Origin of the sequence: Citrobacter sp. CK194 (assembly GCF_030333395.1) — a bacterium.
Taxonomy (GTDB): Bacteria; Pseudomonadota; Gammaproteobacteria; order Enterobacterales; family Enterobacteriaceae; genus Citrobacter_B; species Citrobacter_B koseri.
Map to the genome: position 1 here is coordinate 137,824 of NZ_JAOWGA010000012.1, position 18,874 is coordinate 156,697.

Below are 18,874 nucleotides of genomic sequence, written 5' to 3' on the forward strand. Positions count from 1 at the left end.
CACTATTATGATGATTTACCTTTTGCTAACACATTAACTGCTCACCATGACGCAGGCAATTCAGGCTGATGTCGTCGTTCGAAGATAAATAAGAATAAATGAGATGAAAGCGCAGAAGAAACGGCGAATTACACCAGGATAAGCAGATGTGATGATAAATAATCGCTTAAAAATGGGGACTTACAGCAATATCGCCATTTTTTGCGATATGCGTAAAGCGCCTGGATGCACAATTCAGTATAAAATTTCACACACAGACGAAAAAGCAGAATAAACCAGATATTTCACTCTGATTTATTCCGCCCGTATTCACTTTTGACAGACAGAAACCAATAACTCTTCCATCCATTGATGACCCTTATCCCGACCCGCGGCATCATGCCAGGAAAGATAACAGGTCCGGCTATTCAGTTTTAAAGGCAACGGTAATATCTGTAACGCTAATGACTCGGCAAATTCATCGGCTAACCAACGCGGCGCAACTGCCACCAGTTGCGTTTGAGAGACAACATTAAGCACGCTGATCAACGCCATTCCCTGATAAGCAATGCAGCTTTGTCTGTCTGGCGTGTCATACCACGGCTGGCTAAATGAGGCATAACGATCGAGTGAAACGACCGCATGTTGTTCATTATAAACATCGCTCTCCAGCAACGGACCGCTGATACGCGGATGTTTTCTGCTGGCGACCAGCACCATTTCATCTTTAAATAACGATACGCTGGTAAACTCAGGACGGCGGAACTCTTCATACCCAATAACAAATTCCGTTTCCTGATAACGCAGCTGATGTTCCGTATTTTGATTTAACGATGATTTAAAAACGACATGAATATTCGGCGCAATCTTTTCAACGCGATTATAAATAAGCGACGTCAGAATATTATCCAGCGGGCTGCACACGCAAAGATGGAATACACGCTCGCTGCTGGCGGGTTCAAAACCTGAACCGGGCAACTCATTTTGCACCAACTGTAACGCCTGGCGAACGGAACCAAATAGCTGATAAGCGCGCGCCGTTGGCTGGATACCGCGTCCGTACCGGACAAACAGCTCGTCATTAAACATGACTTTCAGACGCGCCACCGCATTACTGACGGCAGGCTGCGACATCCCCAGGGAGTGAGCCGCCCGCGTGATATTCTGCTCTTGCATCACGGCGTCAAAGACGGTCAGTAAATTCAGATCAACCATACGAAGCTGAGGCTTAACCATTTCTATCGGATGCGGTTTATCTATTTCTATCTCTGGCATAGTTAACTCCACTGTCACACTAAACTCCCTTTTTCTTGACGAAATGCAGAAATAATCTCAGGAAATATGATTTATCATGCATATAAAATAAGAAAAAGAGAAAACATAAAAATTAGGAAAACATAAAGGCATCGTTCAGGAAAAGGCGAAAGCCCATGCCAGTACAATACGGCAGAGGCCACAGCACGATGATTCATAATGTTTAAATTACAAAAGCAATATAAACATAAGCGTGGCGAATACACAATCATGCTTTTGGTGAATAATAAATTAAGTTTTAATTAATTGTTTATATTAGTTGTGCTTTTACTCTTAACAATAATTTATCAATAACGTGTGCAACGGATTCATTAATTTATTCACGAAAGATATAAAAATAAATAAAATCAAAAAGATAAGTACGACCTTTGCAATACCTTTACCCCCCTTTCAGCTTGCTGTAGTTGCAAATAAACATGCTCAAATATGTCAAACAGTGAAAAGTATGTACGCACCTCCTGTCGATTTATTTTGCATTTGCCTGAAAGTTCAGCACAATTAGCTAAAGTACAGAACGCAAGATCCCCTCTGCATGGGAGGGTTTATCTGCAACAGGGTTGACATCGCGCAGCGTATCCAGTACCACTAAAAGCATATCGCATTCATCTGGAGTTGATTTAATGATTCGTATCGCTCGCTTTAACGGTCTACTACTACTAAACGCATCTTCGTTGCGCGGTAGACTGGTGAGCGACATTCAGCATTAAGTCAGCATCAGTAAGATTAAAAACCCGCGCCGTTGCGCGGGTTTTTTTATGCTCGAAGCAAGGCGCCCTAAAGAGACAAGGACCTAAACCATGAGCCAGCAAGTCATTATTTTCGATACCACTTTACGCGACGGTGAACAGGCGTTACAGGCTAGCCTGAGTGTGAAAGAAAAGCTGCAAATTGCCCTGGCCCTTGAACGTATGGGCGTCGATGTGATGGAAGTGGGTTTTCCCGTCTCTTCACCTGGCGATTTTGAGTCGGTACAGACTATCGCCCGCCAGGTCAAAAACAGCCGCGTTTGCGCGTTAGCCCGCTGCGTGGAAAAAGACATCGACGTCGCGGCAGAATCACTGAAGGTCGCGGACGCTTTTCGCATCCATACCTTTATCGCCACCTCGCCGATGCATATCGCCACCAAGCTGCGCAGCACGCTGGATGAAGTGATTGAGCGTGCTATCTATATGGTTAAGCGTGCGCGTAATTACACTGATGACGTGGAGTTCTCATGCGAAGACGCAGGTCGTACCCCGATTGACGATCTCGCTCGCGTCGTGGAAGCGGCGATCAATGCGGGCGCGAAAACAATCAACATTCCCGATACCGTGGGCTACACCATGCCCTTCGAGTTCGGCGGTATTATTTCCGGGCTGTATGAGCGCGTACCGAATATCGACAAGGCCATCATCTCCGTACATACCCATGATGATTTAGGTCTGGGCGTCGGCAACGCGCTGGCGGCCGTCCACGCGGGCGCGCGTCAGGTTGAAGGCGCCATGAACGGTATCGGTGAACGTGCCGGTAACTGCTCGCTGGAAGAAGTCATCATGGCGATCAAGGTACGCCAGGACATTCTGAATGTGCATACCCGCATCAATCACCAGGAGATCTGGCGCACCAGCCAGTTGGTCAGTCAGATCTGCAACATGCCGATCCCGGCGAACAAAGCGATTGTCGGCAGCGGCGCGTTCGCCCACTCCTCCGGCATTCACCAGGACGGCGTGCTGAAAAACCGTGAAAACTACGAAATCATGACGCCAGAGTCTATCGGCCTGAACCAGATCCAGTTGAACCTGACCTCTCGCTCCGGGCGTGCGGCCGTAAAACACCGTATGGACGAGATGGGCTATAAAGAGAGTGAATACAATCTGGACAACCTGTACGACGCTTTCCTGAAGCTGGCGGATAAAAAAGGTCAGGTATTCGATTACGACCTGGAGGCGCTGGCCTTCATCAATAAACAACAGGAAGAGCCAGAGCATTTCCGTCTGGACTATTTCAGCGTGCAGTCCGGCTCTAACGATATCGCCACGGCCTCCGTCAAACTGGCCTGCGGCGACGACATCAAAGCGGAAGCCGCGAACGGCAACGGCCCGGTCGATGCCATTTACCAGGCCATCAACCGCATCACCGATTACAACATTGAACTGGTGAAATACAGCCTGTCGGCGAAAGGCCACGGCAAAGATGCGCTGGGCCAGGTGGATATCGTCGCCAACTATAACGGCCGTCGCTTCCACGGGGTCGGTCTGGCGACCGATATCGTCGAATCCTCCGCGAAAGCGATGGTGCATGTCCTGAACAACATCTGGCGTGCCGCCGAAGTCGAAAAAGAATTGCAACGCAAAGCTCAGAATAAAGAGAACAATAAGGAAACCGTGTGATGTCGAAGAATTACCATATTGCTGTTTTGCCGGGTGACGGTATTGGCCCGGAAGTGATGGCGCAAGCCCTGAAAGTCCTGGAAGCCGTTCGCAGTCGTTTTGCCATGCGCATTACCACCAGCCATTACGATGTCGGCGGCGCCGCTATCGACAACCACGGTCAACCGCTGCCGAAAGCGACCGTTGAAGGCTGTGAACAGGCGGATGCCATTCTGTTTGGCTCCGTCGGCGGCCCGAAATGGGAAAATCTGCCGCCGGACAGCCAACCGGAACGCGGCGCACTGCTGCCGCTGCGTAAACACTTCAAATTGTTCAGCAACCTGCGTCCGGCAAAGCTGTACCAGGGGCTGGAAGCCTTCTGCCCGCTGCGCGCCGACATCGCGGCCAACGGTTTCGACATCCTGTGCGTGCGTGAATTAACCGGCGGGATCTATTTTGGTCAGCCGAAAGGCCGCGAAGGCAGCGGGCAACATGAAAAAGCCTTCGATACCGAGGTGTATCACCGTTTTGAAATCGAACGTATTGCGCGCATCGCCTTCGAATCGGCGCGTAAACGTCGCCGTAAGGTTACGTCAATCGACAAAGCCAACGTCCTGCAAACGTCCATTTTGTGGCGCGAGATCGTCAATGAGGTCGCCAAAGCGTACCCGGATGTCGAACTGGCGCACATGTACATCGACAATGCCACGATGCAGTTGATTAAAGATCCCTCTCAGTTTGACGTGCTGCTGTGCTCCAACCTGTTTGGCGACATTCTGTCTGACGAATGCGCGATGATCACCGGCTCAATGGGGATGTTGCCTTCCGCCAGCCTGAACGAGCAGGGTTTCGGCCTGTATGAACCGGCGGGCGGTTCTGCGCCGGATATCGCCGGGAAAAACATCGCCAACCCGATCGCGCAGATCCTGTCGCTGGCGTTGCTGCTGCGTTACAGCCTGGATGCTGACGATGCGGCAACGGCCATTGAAAGCGCCATTAACCGCGCATTAGAAGAAGGTATTCGCACCGGTGATTTAGCCCGTGGCGCTGCCGCTGTCAGTACTGATGAGATGGGCGACATCATTGCCCGTTATGTCGCCGAAGGGGTGTAATCATGGCTAAAACGTTGTATGAAAAATTGTTCGATGCGCATGTGGTCTATGAGGCGCAGAACGAAACCCCGCTGCTGTACATCGACAGGCATCTGGTGCATGAAGTGACCTCCCCGCAGGCGTTTGACGGTCTGCGCGCCCACGGTCGCCCGGTTCGCCAGCCGGGTAAAACCTTCGCGACGATGGATCATAACGTCTCTACACAAACCAAAGACATCAACGCCTCTGGCGAGATGGCGCGGATTCAGATGCAGGAGTTGATCAAAAACTGCAAAGCGTTCGGCGTGGAGCTGTATGACCTGAACCACCCGTATCAGGGGATCGTCCACGTAATGGGGCCGGAACAGGGCGTAACCTTACCGGGGATGACCATTGTTTGCGGCGATTCCCATACCGCCACGCACGGCGCATTCGGCGCGCTGGCGTTTGGCATCGGCACCTCCGAAGTTGAACACGTTCTGGCGACGCAGACCCTGAAACAGGGCCGCGCAAAAACCATGAAGATTGAGGTGAAAGGCACGGCTGCGCCGGGCATTACGGCGAAAGATATCGTGCTGGCGATTATCGGTAAAACCGGCAGCGCGGGCGGTACGGGCCATGTGGTCGAGTTCTGCGGCGAAGCAATTCGCAATCTGAGCATGGAAGGTCGTATGACCCTGTGCAACATGGCGATCGAGATGGGCGCCAAAGCCGGTCTGGTCGCGCCGGATGACACCACCTTCAACTACGTAAAAGGGCGTCTGCACGCCCCGAAAGGCAGCGATTTTGACGATGCCGTCGCATACTGGAAAACCCTGAAAACCGACGACGGCGCAACGTTCGATACCGTCGTGACCCTGCAAGCGGAAGACATTGCGCCGCAGGTTACCTGGGGAACCAACCCGGGTCAGGTTATCTCCGTCAACGACAATATCCCCGATCCGGCCTCGTTTGCCGATCCTGTCGAGCGCGCAAGCGCCGAAAAAGCGCTGGCCTATATGGGGCTGAAACCGGGCATTCCGTTAACCGACGTGGCGATCGACAAAGTGTTTATCGGTTCCTGCACCAACTCGCGTATTGAAGATTTACGCGCGGCGGCGGAAATCGCCAAAGGGCGTAAAGTTGCACCGGGCGTTCAGGCTCTGGTGGTTCCCGGCTCCGGCCCGGTAAAAGCGCAGGCAGAGGCGGAAGGTCTGGATAAGATCTTTATCGAAGCCGGTTTTGAATGGCGTTTACCAGGCTGTTCCATGTGTCTGGCGATGAACAACGACCGTCTGAATCCGGGCGAGCGCTGCGCCTCCACCAGCAACCGTAACTTTGAAGGTCGTCAGGGGCGCGGCGGACGCACGCATCTGGTTAGCCCGGCGATGGCTGCCGCTGCCGCCGTCACCGGTCATTTCGCCGATATTCGCAGCATCAAATAAGGAGCACACCATGGCAGAGAAATTTACCCAACACACCGGCCTGGTCGTCCCGCTGGATGCTGCTAACGTCGATACCGACGCGATTATACCGAAACAGTTTTTACAGAAAGTCACCCGCACCGGTTTTGGCGCGCATCTGTTCAATGACTGGCGTTTTCTGGATGAAAAGGGTCAGCAGCCGAACCCGGAGTTCGTGCTGAACTTCCCGGAATATAAAGGCGCATCGATTCTGCTGGCGCGGGAAAACTTCGGCTGCGGTTCATCGCGCGAGCACGCGCCGTGGGCGCTGACCGATTACGGCTTTAAAGTGGTCATCGCGCCGAGCTTCGCGGATATCTTCTATGGCAACAGCTTTAACAACCAGCTGCTGCCGGTAAAACTGAGCGATGAAGAGGTCGATGAACTGTTCGCCCTGGTGAAAGCCAATCCGGGGATTAAATTTGAAGTGGATCTGGAAGCGCAGGTAGTAAAAGCGGGCGATAAGTCCTACAGCTTTAAAATCGACGACTTCCGCCGCCACTGCATGCTGAACGGTCTAGACAGCATCGGCCTGACGCTGCAACACGAAAGCGCAATTGCGGCATACGAAGAGAAACAACCGTCGTTTATGCGCTGATTCTCAGCATACCTGCCGGATGACGGCTTCGTTTATCCGGCCTGCCACTCTGTGTAGGCCGGATAAGGCGAAGCCATCATCCGGCATTTTTTACACATCCTTCACCCGCCCGGTCATCACCAGCGCCACCAGCGAAATCGCCGCTATCACCCAGTAAACAGCGAAATGCCCGTAGCTTTGCGCGACCGCGCCCTGAATCACCCCCGCCAGAATCACTCCCGTGGAGATACTGTTGGTAAACAGCGTGGTGGCTGAACCAGCGCGGCCAGGCATTAAATCCTGAAACCACAGCATACCAATCCCCGCCACAATGCCGATAAACACCGCGTTAAACAGTTGCAGGATAAGCAACGCCGTCTGGCTGTGAAAGAAAATCAGGCCGAGATAAAACAGTACCCCCGCAGCCACGGCGATAACCATCATCCGCCGCTTACCGAAGCGCTTCACCGAGTAGCCAGCCAGAATCATCGCCGGGATCTCCAGACCTGCTGCGGTTCCCATCAATATTCCGGCCAGTTTATCCGGTAAACCCAGCTCAAGGCTTATCCATAGCGGCATATCAATGATGTACATGGTGTTGCAGGTCCACATCAGCGTGGAGGCGATAAACAGCATACGGACGTTTTTATCCTGCCAGCCGCCCGCTTCCGTGACCGGAACATCGGCAGGCTGCTCAACGCGCGCCACCGAGGGCAGAATAAAAGCAATCAACGCCAGGCTGATGGCGAATATGCCGGCGGCAATGGAAAACATCGCCGTGAAGCCATAGTTCAGCGCCAGCATAAAAGCCAGCGGCGGGCCAATCACCCATGCCAGTGAAAGCTGCGCACGCATTACCGAGCTGAACATCACCACTTCACGCGCGGAGTTATCGGCATATTCCCGCGCCAACGCAAATAGCTGCGGCATGGCGGTATTGGCCAGCGACGCGAATAACACGCCGCAGGTGATCAGGGTGAGATAATGGCGATTGAAGGCGAACAGTAGCGCGTTGCCAATCGCCATCAGGCAGCAGAACATAATCAGCTTACGGCGATCGCCTTTACTGTCCGAGCGTTTTGCTAATGCAAGGCTGACCAGAATCCCGGCAATCGCGTTGACCGTGTAAAAAAGGCCGACCCAGAACGGCTGCGCACCGACTTCACGACTCAAAAACAGGCTCAGCGTCGGTGCCTGTAACGCTCCCGCCACGCCCATCATAAAGGCAACCAGCATAAAAGCGGCATAAACACCGTTGAGGCGCCGTCCCATCGTCATTAACCAGAGCATACTTTCCCTTTTTATGGCTAAACGCAGCCGAAACGAAAAAAGCCAGCAGGAATTATCTGCTGGCGCGGCGATAAACACCAATACTCAGTCACACATGATGTCTGCAATTCGGAAATCCGAGGTCAGGCAGTCACCTCCCACTGCATCAGTTCTTCAAGCATCTTTAAGCGCTGCGGCGCGCTCGGACAAGCCAACCAGGACAACCCTTCTGTCGCGGTAAAGTACTTCAAATAAAACTGACGCATCGAAGACCTCTCCATATTGCTTCATCGGAATCCATTATTGACCTAATATGGGGATAGTAAAATTGCTGAGTTTTGCGCAGGAGTTCCCCTTTTATGTCTTCAGGTCGTCTGCAACAACAGTTCATCCGTCTGTGGCAATGCTGCGACGGCAAAACGCAAGACACCACGCTCAACGAGCTGGCAGACCTGCTGAGCTGCTCCCGCCGCCATATGCGTACGCTGCTAAATACCATGCAGGAACGTGGCTGGTTGACGTGGGAGGCGGAGGTCGGACGCGGGAAACGCTCCCGTCTGACCTTCCTCTATACCGGGCTGGCGCTACAGCAGCAGCGGGCGGAAGACCTGCTGGAGCAAGATCGCATCGACCAGCTGGTACAGCTGGTGGGCGACAAAACCGCCGTGCGGCAAATGCTGGTGTCCCACCTGGGGCGCAGCTTTCGCCAGGGGCGGCATATTCTGCGCGTGCTCTACTATCGTCCAATGCACAACCTGCTGCCTGGCACCGCATTGCGTCGTTCAGAAACCCATATCGCCCGGCAAATTTTCAGCGCACTGACGCGCGTAAATGAGGAAAATGGGGAACTGGAAGCCGATATTGCCCACCACTGGCAACAGATTTCCCCTTTGCAGTGGCGTTTTTTTCTTCGTCCGGGGATTCACTTCCATCACGGACGCGAGCTGGAGATGGAGGATGTCATTGCCTCACTAACGCGCATCAACGCCCTGCCGCTTTACTCGCACATTACCGAGATAGTCTCCCCCACCGCCTGGACGCTGGATATTCACCTGTCGCAGCCGGATCGCTGGCTGCCGTGGCTGCTGGGTCAGGTTCCGGCGATGATCCTGCCGCGGGAGTGGGAAACGCTGAATAATTTCTCCAGCCATCCGATCGGCACCGGCCCTTACGCGGTGATGCGTAATACGCGCAACCAGTTAAAAATCCACGCCTTTGATGATTTCTTCGGCTATCGGGCGCTGATTGATGAAGTGAACGTCTGGGTATTGCCGGACATTGGCGACGAGCCGAACGGCGGTCTGACGTTAAAAGGGCCGACCGAAGATGAAAAAGCCATCGAAAGCCGGCTGGAAGAGGGCTGCTATTATATGCTGTTCGACGCCCGGACGAATCGCGGCGCGAATCAGGAAGTCAGAGAGTGGATAAGCCGCGTGCTCTCCCCCAGCAATTTGCTCTTCTATGCCGACGAGCAATACCAGCGCCACTGGTTCCCGGCTTACGGATTACTGCCCCGCTGGCACCATGCCCGCCCGGGACACGGCGAAAAACCCGCCGGGCTGGAGACAATCACGCTGACCTACTACCACGACCACATCGAACATCGGGTGATCGCGCAGATCATGAGCCAACTGCTGGCTGAACATCAGGTCCATCTGGATATCCATGAGATCGACTACGATCAATGGCATGCGGGGGAGGTCACAAGCGACATCTGGCTCAACAGCGCCAACTTTACGCTACCGCTCGATTTTTCCCTGTTTGCGCACCTGTGCGAAGTCCCGCTGTTGCAGCATTGCATCCCGCTGGACTGGGAGGGCGACGCCGCGCAGTGGCGAAACGGCGAGATGAACCTGGCAGTGTGGTGCCAGCAATTGCTCGCCAGTAAAGCGATCGTCCCGCTGATCCACCACTGGCTGATCATCCAGGGGCAGCGCAGTATGCGCGGGCTACGTATGAACACCCTCGGCTGGTTTGACTTTAAATCGGCATGGTTTGCGCCACCCGACCCATGATTGCCGCTTAGCAACAAAATCACTACACTAACGCCGTCCTCAACGGGGTGCTGATAAACATACGCGAAACCATTCGTGAAGTGTATGGGCTGAGAAAATACCCGTCGAACCTGATCCGGATAACGCCGGCGAAGGGATTTGAGACTGCTTCTCAAGTCCTTTGCCACCCACTTTATGAGGTGCAAAGTGTTAAAAAAATGTCTTCCCTTGCTACTCCTGTGCGCAGCGCCTGCCTTCGCCAAACCTGTTCTGACCGTCTATACCTATGACTCCTTCGCTGCCGACTGGGGGCCTGGCCCGACAATCAAAAAAGCCTTTGAAGCTGACTGTGATTGCGAACTGAAGCTGGTGGCGCTGGAAGATGGCGTGTCGCTGCTCAACCGCCTGCGAATGGAAGGGAAAAACAGCAAAGCCGACATGGTGCTTGGCCTGGACAACAACCTGCTGGAAGCCGCCACGCAAACCCGCCTGTTCGCGAAAAGCGGCATTGCGCCTGATGCGGTTAACGTGCCAGGCGGCTGGCATAACGACACATTCGTGCCGTTTGATTATGGCTACTTCGCCTTCATCTATGACAAAAACAAACTGAAAAACCCACCGAAAAGCCTGAAAGAACTGGTAGAGAGCGATCGGAAATGGCGCGTGATTTATCAGGACCCGCGCACCAGTACACCAGGGCTGGGTCTGCTGCTGTGGATGCAGAAAGTCTACGGCGATAACGCGCCGGAAGCCTGGCAAAAACTGGCGGCCAAAACGGTCACCGTCACCAAAGGCTGGAGTGAATCCTACGGCCTGTTCCTGAAAGGCGAAAGCGATCTGGTGCTGAGCTACACCACCTCTCCGGCATATCACATCATCGAAGAGAAAAAAGATAACTACGCCGCCGCCAGCTTCAGCGAAGGTCATTACCTGCAAGTGGAAGTGGCTGCGCGCACTGCCGCCAGCAAACAGCCGGAACTGGCAGAAAAATTCCTCAAATTTATGGTTTCACCGGCATTCCAGAACGCCATTCCCACCGGCAACTGGATGTATCCGGTCGCTGACGTCGCCCTGCCCGCAGGATTTGAACAACTGACGAAGCCATCCACCACGCTGGAATTTACGCCTGCGGAAGTGGCATCCCAGCGTCAGGCATGGATTAGCGAATGGCAACGCGCCGTCAGCCGCTAATTCCCGGCTGGCTGATACCCGGGCTTTCTGCCGCCGCGCTGATGGTGGCAGTGGCTCTGGCGGCATTTCTGGCGCTATGGCTTAACGCGCCGCAGGGTGAATGGTCGTCGCTGTGGCAGGACAGCTACCTGTGGCACGTCGTGCGTTTCTCGTTCTGGCAGGCGTTCCTGTCGGCGCTGCTCTCCGTCATCCCGGCGATTTTCCTCGCCAGAGCGCTCTATCGTCGCCGTTTTCCCGGACGTCTGGCGTTATTGCGCCTGTGCGCCATGACGCTGATTTTACCGGTGCTGGTCGCCGTTTTCGGTATCCTCAGCGTCTACGGTCGTCAGGGCTGGCTGGCCTCGCTGTGGCATACGCTGGGGCTGGAGTGGCATTTCTCGCCCTACGGCTTGCAGGGGATTTTACTGGCGCACGTCTTTTTTAACCTGCCGATGGCAAGCCGCCTGCTGCTTCAGGAGCTGGAAAACATTCCCGGCGAACAGCGACAGCTCGCCGCGCAGCTAGGTATGCGCGGCTGGCACTTCTTCCGCTTTGTTGAATGGCCGTGGCTGCGTCGTCAAATCCCGCCGGTGGCGGCGCTGATTTTTATGCTCTGTTTCGCCAGTTTCGCCACCGTGTTGTCACTTGGCGGCGGCCCGCAGGCTACCACTATCGAGCTGGCCATCTATCAGGCGCTGAGCTACGACTACGATCCTGCCCGTGCGGCCATGCTGGCGCTGATCCAGATGATATGTTGTCTGGCGCTGGTGCTGCTGAGCCAGCGGCTGAGTAAAGCCATTGCCCCCGGCGTCACGCTGGTGCAAGGCTGGCGCGACCCTGACGATCGGCTCCACAGCCGCCTGACGGACAGCCTGCTGATCGCCCTGGCGCTGCTGTTGCTTCTCCCGCCGCTGCTGGCGGTTATTATTGATGGCGTCAATCGCAGCCTGCTGGACGTGCTGGCGCAACCCATTTTGTGGCAGGCGCTGTGGACCTCTCTGCGCATTGCGCTGGCGGCGGGAGTGCTGTGCGTCATCCTGACGATGATGCTTTTATGGAGCAGCCGCGAACTGCGCGCCCGCCAGCAGGTACTGGCAGGCCAGGCGCTGGAACTGAGCGGGATGTTGATCCTTGCTATGCCCGGCATCGTGCTGGCGACCGGCTTCTTTTTACTGCTCAACAACAGCGTTGGACTACCGGAGTCGGCTGACGGTATTGTGATTTTCACCAACGCGCTAATGGCGATTCCCTATGCGCTAAAAGTGCTGGAAAACCCCATGCGCGACGTGACCGCACGCTACAGTATGCTGTGTCAGTCATTGGGCATTGAGGGATGGTCGCGACTGAAGGTGGTGGAACTGCGCGCCCTGAAACGCCCTCTGGCGCAGGCGCTGGCCTTTGCCTGCGTGCTCTCCATCGGTGATTTTGGCGTGGTGGCGCTGTTTGGCAACGACGATTTCCGCACGCTGCCGTTTTATCTGTATCAGCAAATTGGCTCCTATCGCAGCCAGGATGGCGCAGTTACCGCATTATTACTGCTGATGCTCTGCTTTATGCTGTTTACCGTTATCGAAAAATTACCGGGGCGAAATGTTAAAACTGACTGATATCACCTGGCTTTATCACCATTTGCCCATGCGCTTTACACTGTCGGTAGCGCGCGGTGAACAGGTGGCAGTTCTCGGGCCAAGCGGCGCCGGGAAAAGTACGTTGCTGAATTTAATCGCCGGGTTTCTGACACCGGCCAGCGGCACAATAATGATTGAAGGTCAGGATCACACCACAACACCGCCCTCCCGCCGTCCCGTTTCCATGCTGTTTCAGGAAAATAATCTGTTCAGCCACCTGAACGTGCAGCAGAACATCGGGCTGGGGTTAAACCCTGGGCTAAAGCTGAACGCGGCTCAGCGGGAGAAGCTGCATCATATTGCACGCCAGATGGGGATCGAAAATCTGCTGGAGCGCCTGCCGGGCGAGCTTTCCGGCGGGCAACGTCAACGCGTGGCGCTTGCGCGCTGCCTGGTGCGCGAGCAGCCGGTATTGCTGCTCGACGAGCCGTTTTCCGCTCTCGATCCCGCCCTGCGTCAGGAGATGCTGACGCTGGTCAGCGACGTCTGCCGCGACCAGCAATTAACCCTGCTGATGGTGTCACATAGCGTGGAGGATGCCGCGCGCATTGCGTCACGCTCGATTGTCGTGGCCGACGGGCGTATCGCATGGCAGGGCAAAACGGATGAGTTATTAAGCGGTCAGGCCAGCGCTTCGGCATTACTGGGCATTAAAGCGTAATGGGATGCCCGGCGGCGTTACGCTTACCGGGCCTACGGACAGGCATCCGTTGTAGGCCGGATAAGCGTCAGCGCCATCCGGCAAAAGATTCCTCAGTAACCCACGACTTTACGCAGAATATCGATATACACCGGCATCAGCGGATGACGAAGCAGCATCACCAGCGCGACAATGCCCGCGCCGAGCATCACCGGCGCCAGCCATAACAGGCGGCCTCGCGGTAAAAACGGCGTTAAGCGATCGGCGGCGGCCTTACCGCTACGCCATAACCGCCAGCACAGCCAGGCCGCCAGCCACAGCAGCAGCGCCGTTGCCAACAACAGCCATTTGAAATAGCCGCTCTGCATATCGGCCGGAATGTCGATCGCAGCGCCCGCCAGAATCCCCGGCAAGAAATAGAACGGCGGCCACAGCACGCAGCCAATAATATTCGGCACGATAAATTTCGCGACGGGCAGATCCAGCATCCCCGCCACCATCGGCACCAGCGGCCGCGTCGGGCCGACAAAACGCCCGACCAGAATGGTGAACATGCTGTGTTGATGCAGCGCGTGTTCGGTTTTGTCCAGCAGCGCTTTGTTCTTTTTCATAAAAGACCAGCGGTGCAGCGGCTTTTTGAAGCGCCAGCCCAACCAGAAGGAGATCCAGTCCCCCAGCAGGCAACCGATAATGCCCGCCAGCCACGCATGCCAGAAATTCAGCTCACCGCTGCCGATAAGCGCCCCCAGCCCCGCCATCATCACCGTACCGGGCAGAATCAGACCGACCAACGCCAGCGACTCCAGAAAGGCCACCAGCGCCACCGCAATTAGCGAGTACAGAGCGGATTGGAGAATAAAGTGTTCCAGCAATGCTTGCATAATGTGTCCGTCAGATTTACGAAGCAGCGATTCTGCTAACCCTCACCCGCTTCGTCAAGTCGCCAATTGTCTGAATAGATTACGCGTTATGACATCTTTGCAGACACATCATTCACTTTTTATTCACAACCAGCGCGGAACTCGCTCGGGCTGGCCCCGGTACATTTTTTAAAGACGCGAGAGAAATAAAGCTGATCGTCAAACCCGACATTGCGCCCGACGGTGGCTATCGGCATCCGCGTCGTGCTGAGCAGCAGCTTCGCCTGGCTGATGCGCTGATCTTCGCGCCAGCTCAGTACGCTAATGCCTAACTGTTGGCGGAACAGGTGCGACAGGCGGGACGGCGACAGACAGACGTGCTGCGCCACGCTGGCAATATCAAACTGGCTGTCCGCCAGATGATCGCTGATGTACTGACAGGCGTCGCGCACCCGGCTGTCCATCGGCGGATGCAACGATTCATTGATCGCCTCCATACGTCGCAGCAGAAGCTGCTCCAGCAGGTTAATCGCCAGCAGTTCAGAGTAGCGCCCTTCCCCCTGCCCGGCATTGATGATTTGACCAAAAAGCTCATTAAAGCGCGGCTGGTGCGCTTCGTCAGGGCGGAAAAAACCGGTCTGCGCAAAAATCGTCGGCCAGGTGAGCCACTCCTGCCAGTAGGCGCGCGGTCGGAAGTACACCCACTGGTGATACCATTCGCTCGCATTGGGATGGCGACCGTAGTGGTGTACCTCGCCAGGCGGAAACAGCAAAATATCCCCCGGACGGCAGACAAACTGTTTGCCGTGGTTATTGATCACCCCTTCCCCGCGAATCGTAAGATTAAGGATATATCCCTTCATCCCCAGCGGGCGGTCGATAAAAAAATCCAGATAGCCGTTCGCCTCAATGGGCGTCAGCCCGGCAACCAGATGCGCATTAAACGAATAACCCGGCAGCAGGGGATCATTTTGCGTTTCAGCCATAAATTCAATACTCCCGGCGTTCTGAGAAGAAACCAATTGTCCATATTGAGTGAGACATCTTCACCTTCCCCTCTGCGCCCCGCCGTCATTGCGGTTACGGACCATCAACCCCGCTTGCGAAAAGAGATTTGTAACAAAGGCCGATTGCGAAGGCGATAAAAACGGGTAACAAAAGTGTCTATAACTACGGCAGAAATGTCCACATTGAATATTTGCACGGCGTCACACTTTGCAATGCCATAGCATTTTAATCCATAAGATTAGCGGATCCTGCCTGACGGTTTTTATCCCCGCTATCTACTGTTTCTCCATACCTGTTTTTTTCGATTGGAGTAAGACGATGGCGATTGCAATTGGCCTCGATTTTGGCAGTGATTCAGTTCGTGCTCTGGCGGTGGATTGCGCCACCGGGGAAGAGATCGCCACCTGCGTAGAGTGGTATCCTCGCTGGCAGGAAGGGCGCTATTGCGACGCCCCGAACAACCAGTTCCGCCATCATCCACGCGACTACATAGAGTCAATGGAAGCTGCGTTGAAAAACGTTCTCGCGACCCTGAGCGCGTCACAGCGTGGCGAGGTGGTCGGCATCGGCGTCGACAGCACCGGCTCCACCCCCGCCCCCATTGATGCCGACGGCCACGTACTGGCGCTGCGTCCTGAGTTCGCCGAAAACCCGAATGCGATGTTCGTCCTGTGGAAAGATCACACCTCGGTCGAAGAAGCGGAAGCCATCACCCGCCTGTGCCATACGCCGGGCAAAACCGATTATTCCCGCTACATCGGCGGCATTTACTCCAGCGAATGGTTCTGGGCGAAAATTCTGCACGTTACGCGTCAGGACAGCGCCGTCGCGCAGGCCGCCGCCTCCTGGATTGAGCTGTGCGACTGGGTGCCTGCCCTGCTCTCCGGCACCACGCGCCCGCAGGATATTCGCCGTGGTCGCTGTAGCGCCGGACATAAATCGCTGTGGCATGAGAGCTGGGGCGGTTTGCCGCCCGCCAGTTTCTTCGATGACCTCGATCCCATCATCAACCGCCACCTCGCCTGGCCGCTGTTTACCGACACCTTCACTGCCGATCTGCCGGTTGGCACGCTGTGCGCGGAGTGGGCGCAACGCCTCGGCCTGCCGGAAAGCGTGGTCATCTCTGGCGGCGCGTTTGACTGCCATATGGGCGCGGTTGGCGCGGGCGCGCAGCCGAATGCGCTGGTGAAAGTGATCGGCACATCGACCTGCGACATTCTGATTGCCGACAAGCAGAGCGTCGGCGACCGCGCGGTGAAAGGCATTTGCGGCCAGGTAGACGGCAGCGTCGTGCCTGATTTTATTGGCCTGGAAGCGGGACAGTCGGCATTCGGCGATATCTATGCCTGGTTTGGCCGCATTCTCGGCTGGCCGCTGGAGCAGCTTGCGGCGCAGCATCCTGAACTGAAAGACCAAATCGCCATCAGCCAAAAGCAGCTACTCCCGGCGCTGACCGAGGCGTGGGCGAAGAATCCATCGCTGGATCATCTGCCCGTGGTGCTCGACTGGTTTAACGGTCGCCGCACGCCGAACGCTAATCAGCGTCTGAAAGGGGTGATTAGCGATCTGAATCTCGCCACCGATGCGCCAGCGCTGTTTGGCGGGCTGATCGCCGCCACTGCCTTCGGCGCACGCGCCATTCAGGAATGCTTTACCGAACAGGGCATTGCCGTCAACAACGTGATGGCGCTGGGCGGCATCGCCCGTAAGAATCAGGTGATCATGCAGGCCTGCTGCGACGTGCTCAACCGCCCGCTACAGATTGTCGCCTCAGACCAGTGCTGCGCGTTAGGCGCCGCCATTTTTGCCGCCGTCGCCGCAAAAGCGCATGTCGATATCCCTGCCGCACAACAAAAAATGGCCAGCGCCGTAGAGAACACCCTGCAACCGCGCCCGGAACAGGCTCAACGCTTCGAACAGCTTTATCAGCGCTACCGGCAGTGGGCGGTCAGCGCCGAACAACACTATCTTCCGACTGCCGCCCCGGCGCCAAAAACCCCGGTCAGCCAGGCAACCCTGACCCATTAAGGACACGACAATGACGATTTTTGACAACTATGAAGTGTGGTTTGTGATTGGCAGCCAGCATTTGTATGGCTCTGAAACGCTGCGCCAGGTTACTCAGCATGCCGAACATGTGGTAAAGGCGCTGAATACCGAAGCAAAACTGCCCTGCAAACTGGTGCTGAAACCGCTGGGGACGTCGCCTGACGAGATCAGCGCGATTTGTCGTGACGCCAGTTATGACGATCGCTGTGCGGGCCTGGTGGTCTGGCTGCACACCTTCTCGCCCGCGAAAATGTGGATTAACGGGCTGAGTATTCTCAACAAGCCGCTGTTACAGTTCCACACCCAGTTCAATGCCGCCCTGCCGTGGGACAGCATCGACATGGACTTTATGAACCTGAATCAGACCGCGCACGGCGGACGCGAGTTTGGTTTTATCGGCGCGCGTATGCGTCAGCAGCACGCGGTAGTGACCGGTCACTGGCAGGATAAACACGCGCACGCGCGTATCGGCTCATGGATGCGCCAGGCGGTCTCCAGACAGGATACCCGCCACCTGAAAGTGTGCCGCTTCGGCGACAACATGCGTGAAGTGGCCGTGACCGACGGCGATAAAGTGGCGGCGCAGATCAAGTTCGGCTTCTCGGTGAATACCTGGGCAGTGGGCGACCTGGTGCAGGTCGTGAATGCGGTTAGCGACGGCGACATTAACGCGCTGGTGGATGAATACGAAAGCCGCTATACCCTGACGCCCGCGACGCAAATTCACGGCGACAAGCGGCAGAACGTGCTGGAAGCCGCGCGTATTGAACTGGGCATGAAGCGCTTTCTGGAACAGGGCGGCTTCCACGCGTTCACCACGACGTTTGAAGATTTACACGGCCTGAAGCAACTTCCAGGGCTGGCCGTACAGCGCCTGATGCAACAGGGCTACGGTTTCGCTGGCGAAGGCGACTGGAAAACCGCCGCGCTGCTTCGCATCATGAAAGTGATGTCTGGCGGTTTGCCGGGCGGCACCTCATTTATGGAGGATTACACCTACCACTTTGAGAAGGGCAACGATCTGGTGCTCGGCTCGCACATGCTGGAAGTATGCCCGTCTATCGCGGTGGAAGAAAAACCGATCCTCGACGTGCAGCACCTCGGCATCGGGGGTAAAGACGCGCCCGCACGTCTGATCTTCAACACCCAAACCGGCCCGGCGATCGTCGCCAGCCTGATCGACCTCGGCGATCGCTATCGTCTGCTGGTCAACTGCATCGACACCGTAAAAACGCCGCATGACCTGCCGAAGCTGCCGGTCGCCAACGCGCTGTGGAAAGCCCAGCCGGATCTGACCACCGCATCCGAAGCGTGGATTCTCGCCGGTGGCGCGCACCACACCGTCTTCAGCCATGCGCTGGATCTGAACGATATGCGCCAGTTCGCAGAGATGCACGATATCGAAATCACCGTCATCGATAACGATACCCGTCTGCCCGCCTTTAAAGACGCGCTGCGCTGGAACGAAGTTTATTACGGTTTCAAACGTTAACAGTTGCCGGATA

The 18,874-nt window shown here is 55.6% G+C and carries 16 protein-coding genes and 1 riboswitch; of the genes, 11 read left to right on the forward strand and 5 right to left on the reverse strand.

From position 1 onward, the window contains the following. Window positions 1–309: 309 nt before the first annotated feature. Window positions 310–1,254: a transcriptional regulator LeuO gene (gene leuO / locus OGX80_RS01350; protein ID WP_012134089.1), complete on the reverse strand. Its 945-nt coding sequence runs from the start codon at window positions 1,252–1,254 to the stop codon at window positions 310–312. 659 nt (window positions 1,255–1,913) lie between these two features. Between leuO and leuL the strand changes: the two genes are divergently transcribed. The 5 genes from leuL (at window position 1,914) to leuD (ending at window position 6,772) form a co-directional block, all read left to right on the forward strand. Next, the gene (gene leuL / locus OGX80_RS01355) at window positions 1,914–2,000 is read left to right on the forward strand and encodes a leu operon leader peptide (RefSeq protein ID WP_047458945.1); all 87 of its coding nucleotides are present in this window, start codon (window positions 1,914–1,916) and stop codon (window positions 1,998–2,000) included. 90 nt (window positions 2,001–2,090) lie between these two features. Then, the gene (leuA, locus tag OGX80_RS01360) at window positions 2,091–3,662 is read left to right on the forward strand and encodes a 2-isopropylmalate synthase (protein WP_012134091.1); all 1,572 of its coding nucleotides are present in this window, start codon (window positions 2,091–2,093) and stop codon (window positions 3,660–3,662) included. Continuing rightward, a complete protein-coding gene (leuB, locus tag OGX80_RS01365) occupies window positions 3,662–4,753 on the forward strand; it encodes a 3-isopropylmalate dehydrogenase (protein ID WP_012134092.1) in 1,092 nt (363 codons plus the stop codon). The genes leuA and leuB overlap by 1 nt, the downstream gene beginning before the upstream one ends. A 2-nt stretch (window positions 4,754–4,755) precedes the next feature. Beyond that, window positions 4,756–6,156, forward strand: coding sequence for a 3-isopropylmalate dehydratase large subunit (gene leuC, locus OGX80_RS01370; RefSeq protein WP_012134093.1), 1,401 nt, complete (start codon window positions 4,756–4,758; stop codon window positions 6,154–6,156). Between the two features lie 10 nt (window positions 6,157–6,166). After that, window positions 6,167–6,772, forward strand: coding sequence for a 3-isopropylmalate dehydratase small subunit (gene leuD, locus OGX80_RS01375; protein WP_049008518.1), 606 nt, complete (start codon window positions 6,167–6,169; stop codon window positions 6,770–6,772). 90 nt (window positions 6,773–6,862) lie between these two features. Here the strand turns inward: leuD and OGX80_RS01380 are convergent, their stop codons facing one another. Both OGX80_RS01380 and sgrT read right to left on the reverse strand, forming a co-directional pair. Then, a complete protein-coding gene (locus OGX80_RS01380) occupies window positions 6,863–8,041 on the reverse strand; it encodes a sugar efflux transporter (protein WP_012134096.1) in 1,179 nt (392 codons plus the stop codon). Window positions 8,042–8,163: 122 nt separating this feature from the next. Then, a complete protein-coding gene (sgrT, locus tag OGX80_RS01385; RefSeq protein ID WP_024130713.1) occupies window positions 8,164–8,286 on the reverse strand; it encodes a glucose uptake inhibitor SgrT in 123 nt (40 codons plus the stop codon). A gap of 93 nt (window positions 8,287–8,379) precedes the next feature. Between sgrT and sgrR the strand changes: the two genes are divergently transcribed. The 4 genes from sgrR to thiQ all read left to right on the forward strand — a co-directional run bounded on the left by sgrR (window position 8,380) and on the right by thiQ (window position 13,473). Beyond that, window positions 8,380–10,035, forward strand: coding sequence for an HTH-type transcriptional regulator SgrR (gene sgrR, locus OGX80_RS01390; RefSeq protein WP_012134099.1), 1,656 nt, complete (start codon window positions 8,380–8,382; stop codon window positions 10,033–10,035). Between the two features lie 33 nt (window positions 10,036–10,068). Beyond that, window positions 10,069–10,190, forward strand: a riboswitch (TPP riboswitch). A gap of 31 nt (window positions 10,191–10,221) precedes the next feature. Next, window positions 10,222–11,205: a thiamine ABC transporter substrate binding subunit gene (gene thiB, locus OGX80_RS01395; protein ID WP_115182358.1), complete on the forward strand. Its 984-nt coding sequence runs from the start codon at window positions 10,222–10,224 to the stop codon at window positions 11,203–11,205. Beyond that, window positions 11,181–12,791 (forward strand): thiamine/thiamine pyrophosphate ABC transporter permease ThiP, encoded by a 1,611-nt coding sequence (thiP, locus tag OGX80_RS01400; protein WP_115181995.1) that lies wholly within the window; start codon window positions 11,181–11,183, stop codon window positions 12,789–12,791. The genes thiB and thiP overlap by 25 nt, the downstream gene beginning before the upstream one ends. Further along, window positions 12,775–13,473 carry a thiamine ABC transporter ATP-binding protein ThiQ gene (thiQ, locus tag OGX80_RS01405; RefSeq protein ID WP_058668564.1) on the forward strand — a complete coding sequence of 233 codons (699 nt, stop codon included), beginning with the start codon at window positions 12,775–12,777 and terminating at the stop codon, window positions 13,471–13,473. The genes thiP and thiQ overlap by 17 nt, the downstream gene beginning before the upstream one ends. 92 nt (window positions 13,474–13,565) lie before the next feature. On the opposite strand, the gene OGX80_RS01410 is transcribed toward thiQ, so the two are convergent. Together OGX80_RS01410 and araC are read right to left on the reverse strand one after the other, a co-directional pair. Further along, window positions 13,566–14,333 (reverse strand): DedA family protein, encoded by a 768-nt coding sequence (locus OGX80_RS01410; protein ID WP_012134103.1) that lies wholly within the window; start codon window positions 14,331–14,333, stop codon window positions 13,566–13,568. Window positions 14,334–14,452: 119 nt separating this feature from the next. Continuing rightward, window positions 14,453–15,298 (reverse strand): arabinose operon transcriptional regulator AraC, encoded by an 846-nt coding sequence (gene araC / locus OGX80_RS01415; protein ID WP_012134104.1) that lies wholly within the window; start codon window positions 15,296–15,298, stop codon window positions 14,453–14,455. 340 nt (window positions 15,299–15,638) lie between these two features. On the opposite strand from araC, the gene araB reads away from it, so the two are divergent. Together araB and araA are read left to right on the forward strand one after the other, a co-directional pair. Beyond that, window positions 15,639–17,348 (forward strand): ribulokinase, encoded by a 1,710-nt coding sequence (gene araB, locus OGX80_RS01420; RefSeq protein WP_049008525.1) that lies wholly within the window; start codon window positions 15,639–15,641, stop codon window positions 17,346–17,348. A gap of 10 nt (window positions 17,349–17,358) precedes the next feature. Continuing rightward, window positions 17,359–18,861, forward strand: coding sequence for an L-arabinose isomerase (gene araA, locus OGX80_RS01425; protein WP_115181997.1), 1,503 nt, complete (start codon window positions 17,359–17,361; stop codon window positions 18,859–18,861). The last annotated feature ends 13 nt before the right edge of the window (window positions 18,862–18,874 follow it).

What these genes read in the sequence shown, in the direction of transcription:
- OGX80_RS01380 (WP_012134096.1), bottom strand. Translation starts at nt 8,041, where the DNA reads ATGCTCTGGTTAATGACGATGGGACGGCGCCTCAACGGTGTTTATGCC.
- sgrT (WP_024130713.1), bottom strand. Translation starts at nt 8,286, where the DNA reads ATGCGTCAGTTTTATTTGAAGTACTTTACCGCGACAGAAGGGTTGTCC.
- leuB (WP_012134092.1), top strand. Translation starts at nt 3,662, where the DNA reads ATGTCGAAGAATTACCATATTGCTGTTTTGCCGGGTGACGGTATTGGC.
- sgrR (WP_012134099.1), top strand. Translation starts at nt 8,380, where the DNA reads ATGTCTTCAGGTCGTCTGCAACAACAGTTCATCCGTCTGTGGCAATGC.
- OGX80_RS01410 (WP_012134103.1), bottom strand. Translation starts at nt 14,333, where the DNA reads ATGCAAGCATTGCTGGAACACTTTATTCTCCAATCCGCTCTGTACTCG.
- leuD (WP_049008518.1), top strand. Translation starts at nt 6,167, where the DNA reads ATGGCAGAGAAATTTACCCAACACACCGGCCTGGTCGTCCCGCTGGAT.
- leuL (WP_047458945.1), top strand. Translation starts at nt 1,914, where the DNA reads ATGATTCGTATCGCTCGCTTTAACGGTCTACTACTACTAAACGCATCT.
- leuO (WP_012134089.1), bottom strand. Translation starts at nt 1,254, where the DNA reads ATGCCAGAGATAGAAATAGATAAACCGCATCCGATAGAAATGGTTAAG.
- leuA (WP_012134091.1), top strand. Translation starts at nt 2,091, where the DNA reads ATGAGCCAGCAAGTCATTATTTTCGATACCACTTTACGCGACGGTGAA.
- araB (WP_049008525.1), top strand. Translation starts at nt 15,639, where the DNA reads ATGGCGATTGCAATTGGCCTCGATTTTGGCAGTGATTCAGTTCGTGCT.
- thiP (WP_115181995.1), top strand. Translation starts at nt 11,181, where the DNA reads ATGGCAACGCGCCGTCAGCCGCTAATTCCCGGCTGGCTGATACCCGGG.
- thiQ (WP_058668564.1), top strand. Translation starts at nt 12,775, where the DNA reads ATGTTAAAACTGACTGATATCACCTGGCTTTATCACCATTTGCCCATG.
- leuC (WP_012134093.1), top strand. Translation starts at nt 4,756, where the DNA reads ATGGCTAAAACGTTGTATGAAAAATTGTTCGATGCGCATGTGGTCTAT.
- araC (WP_012134104.1), bottom strand. Translation starts at nt 15,298, where the DNA reads ATGGCTGAAACGCAAAATGATCCCCTGCTGCCGGGTTATTCGTTTAAT.
- araA (WP_115181997.1), top strand. Translation starts at nt 17,359, where the DNA reads ATGACGATTTTTGACAACTATGAAGTGTGGTTTGTGATTGGCAGCCAG.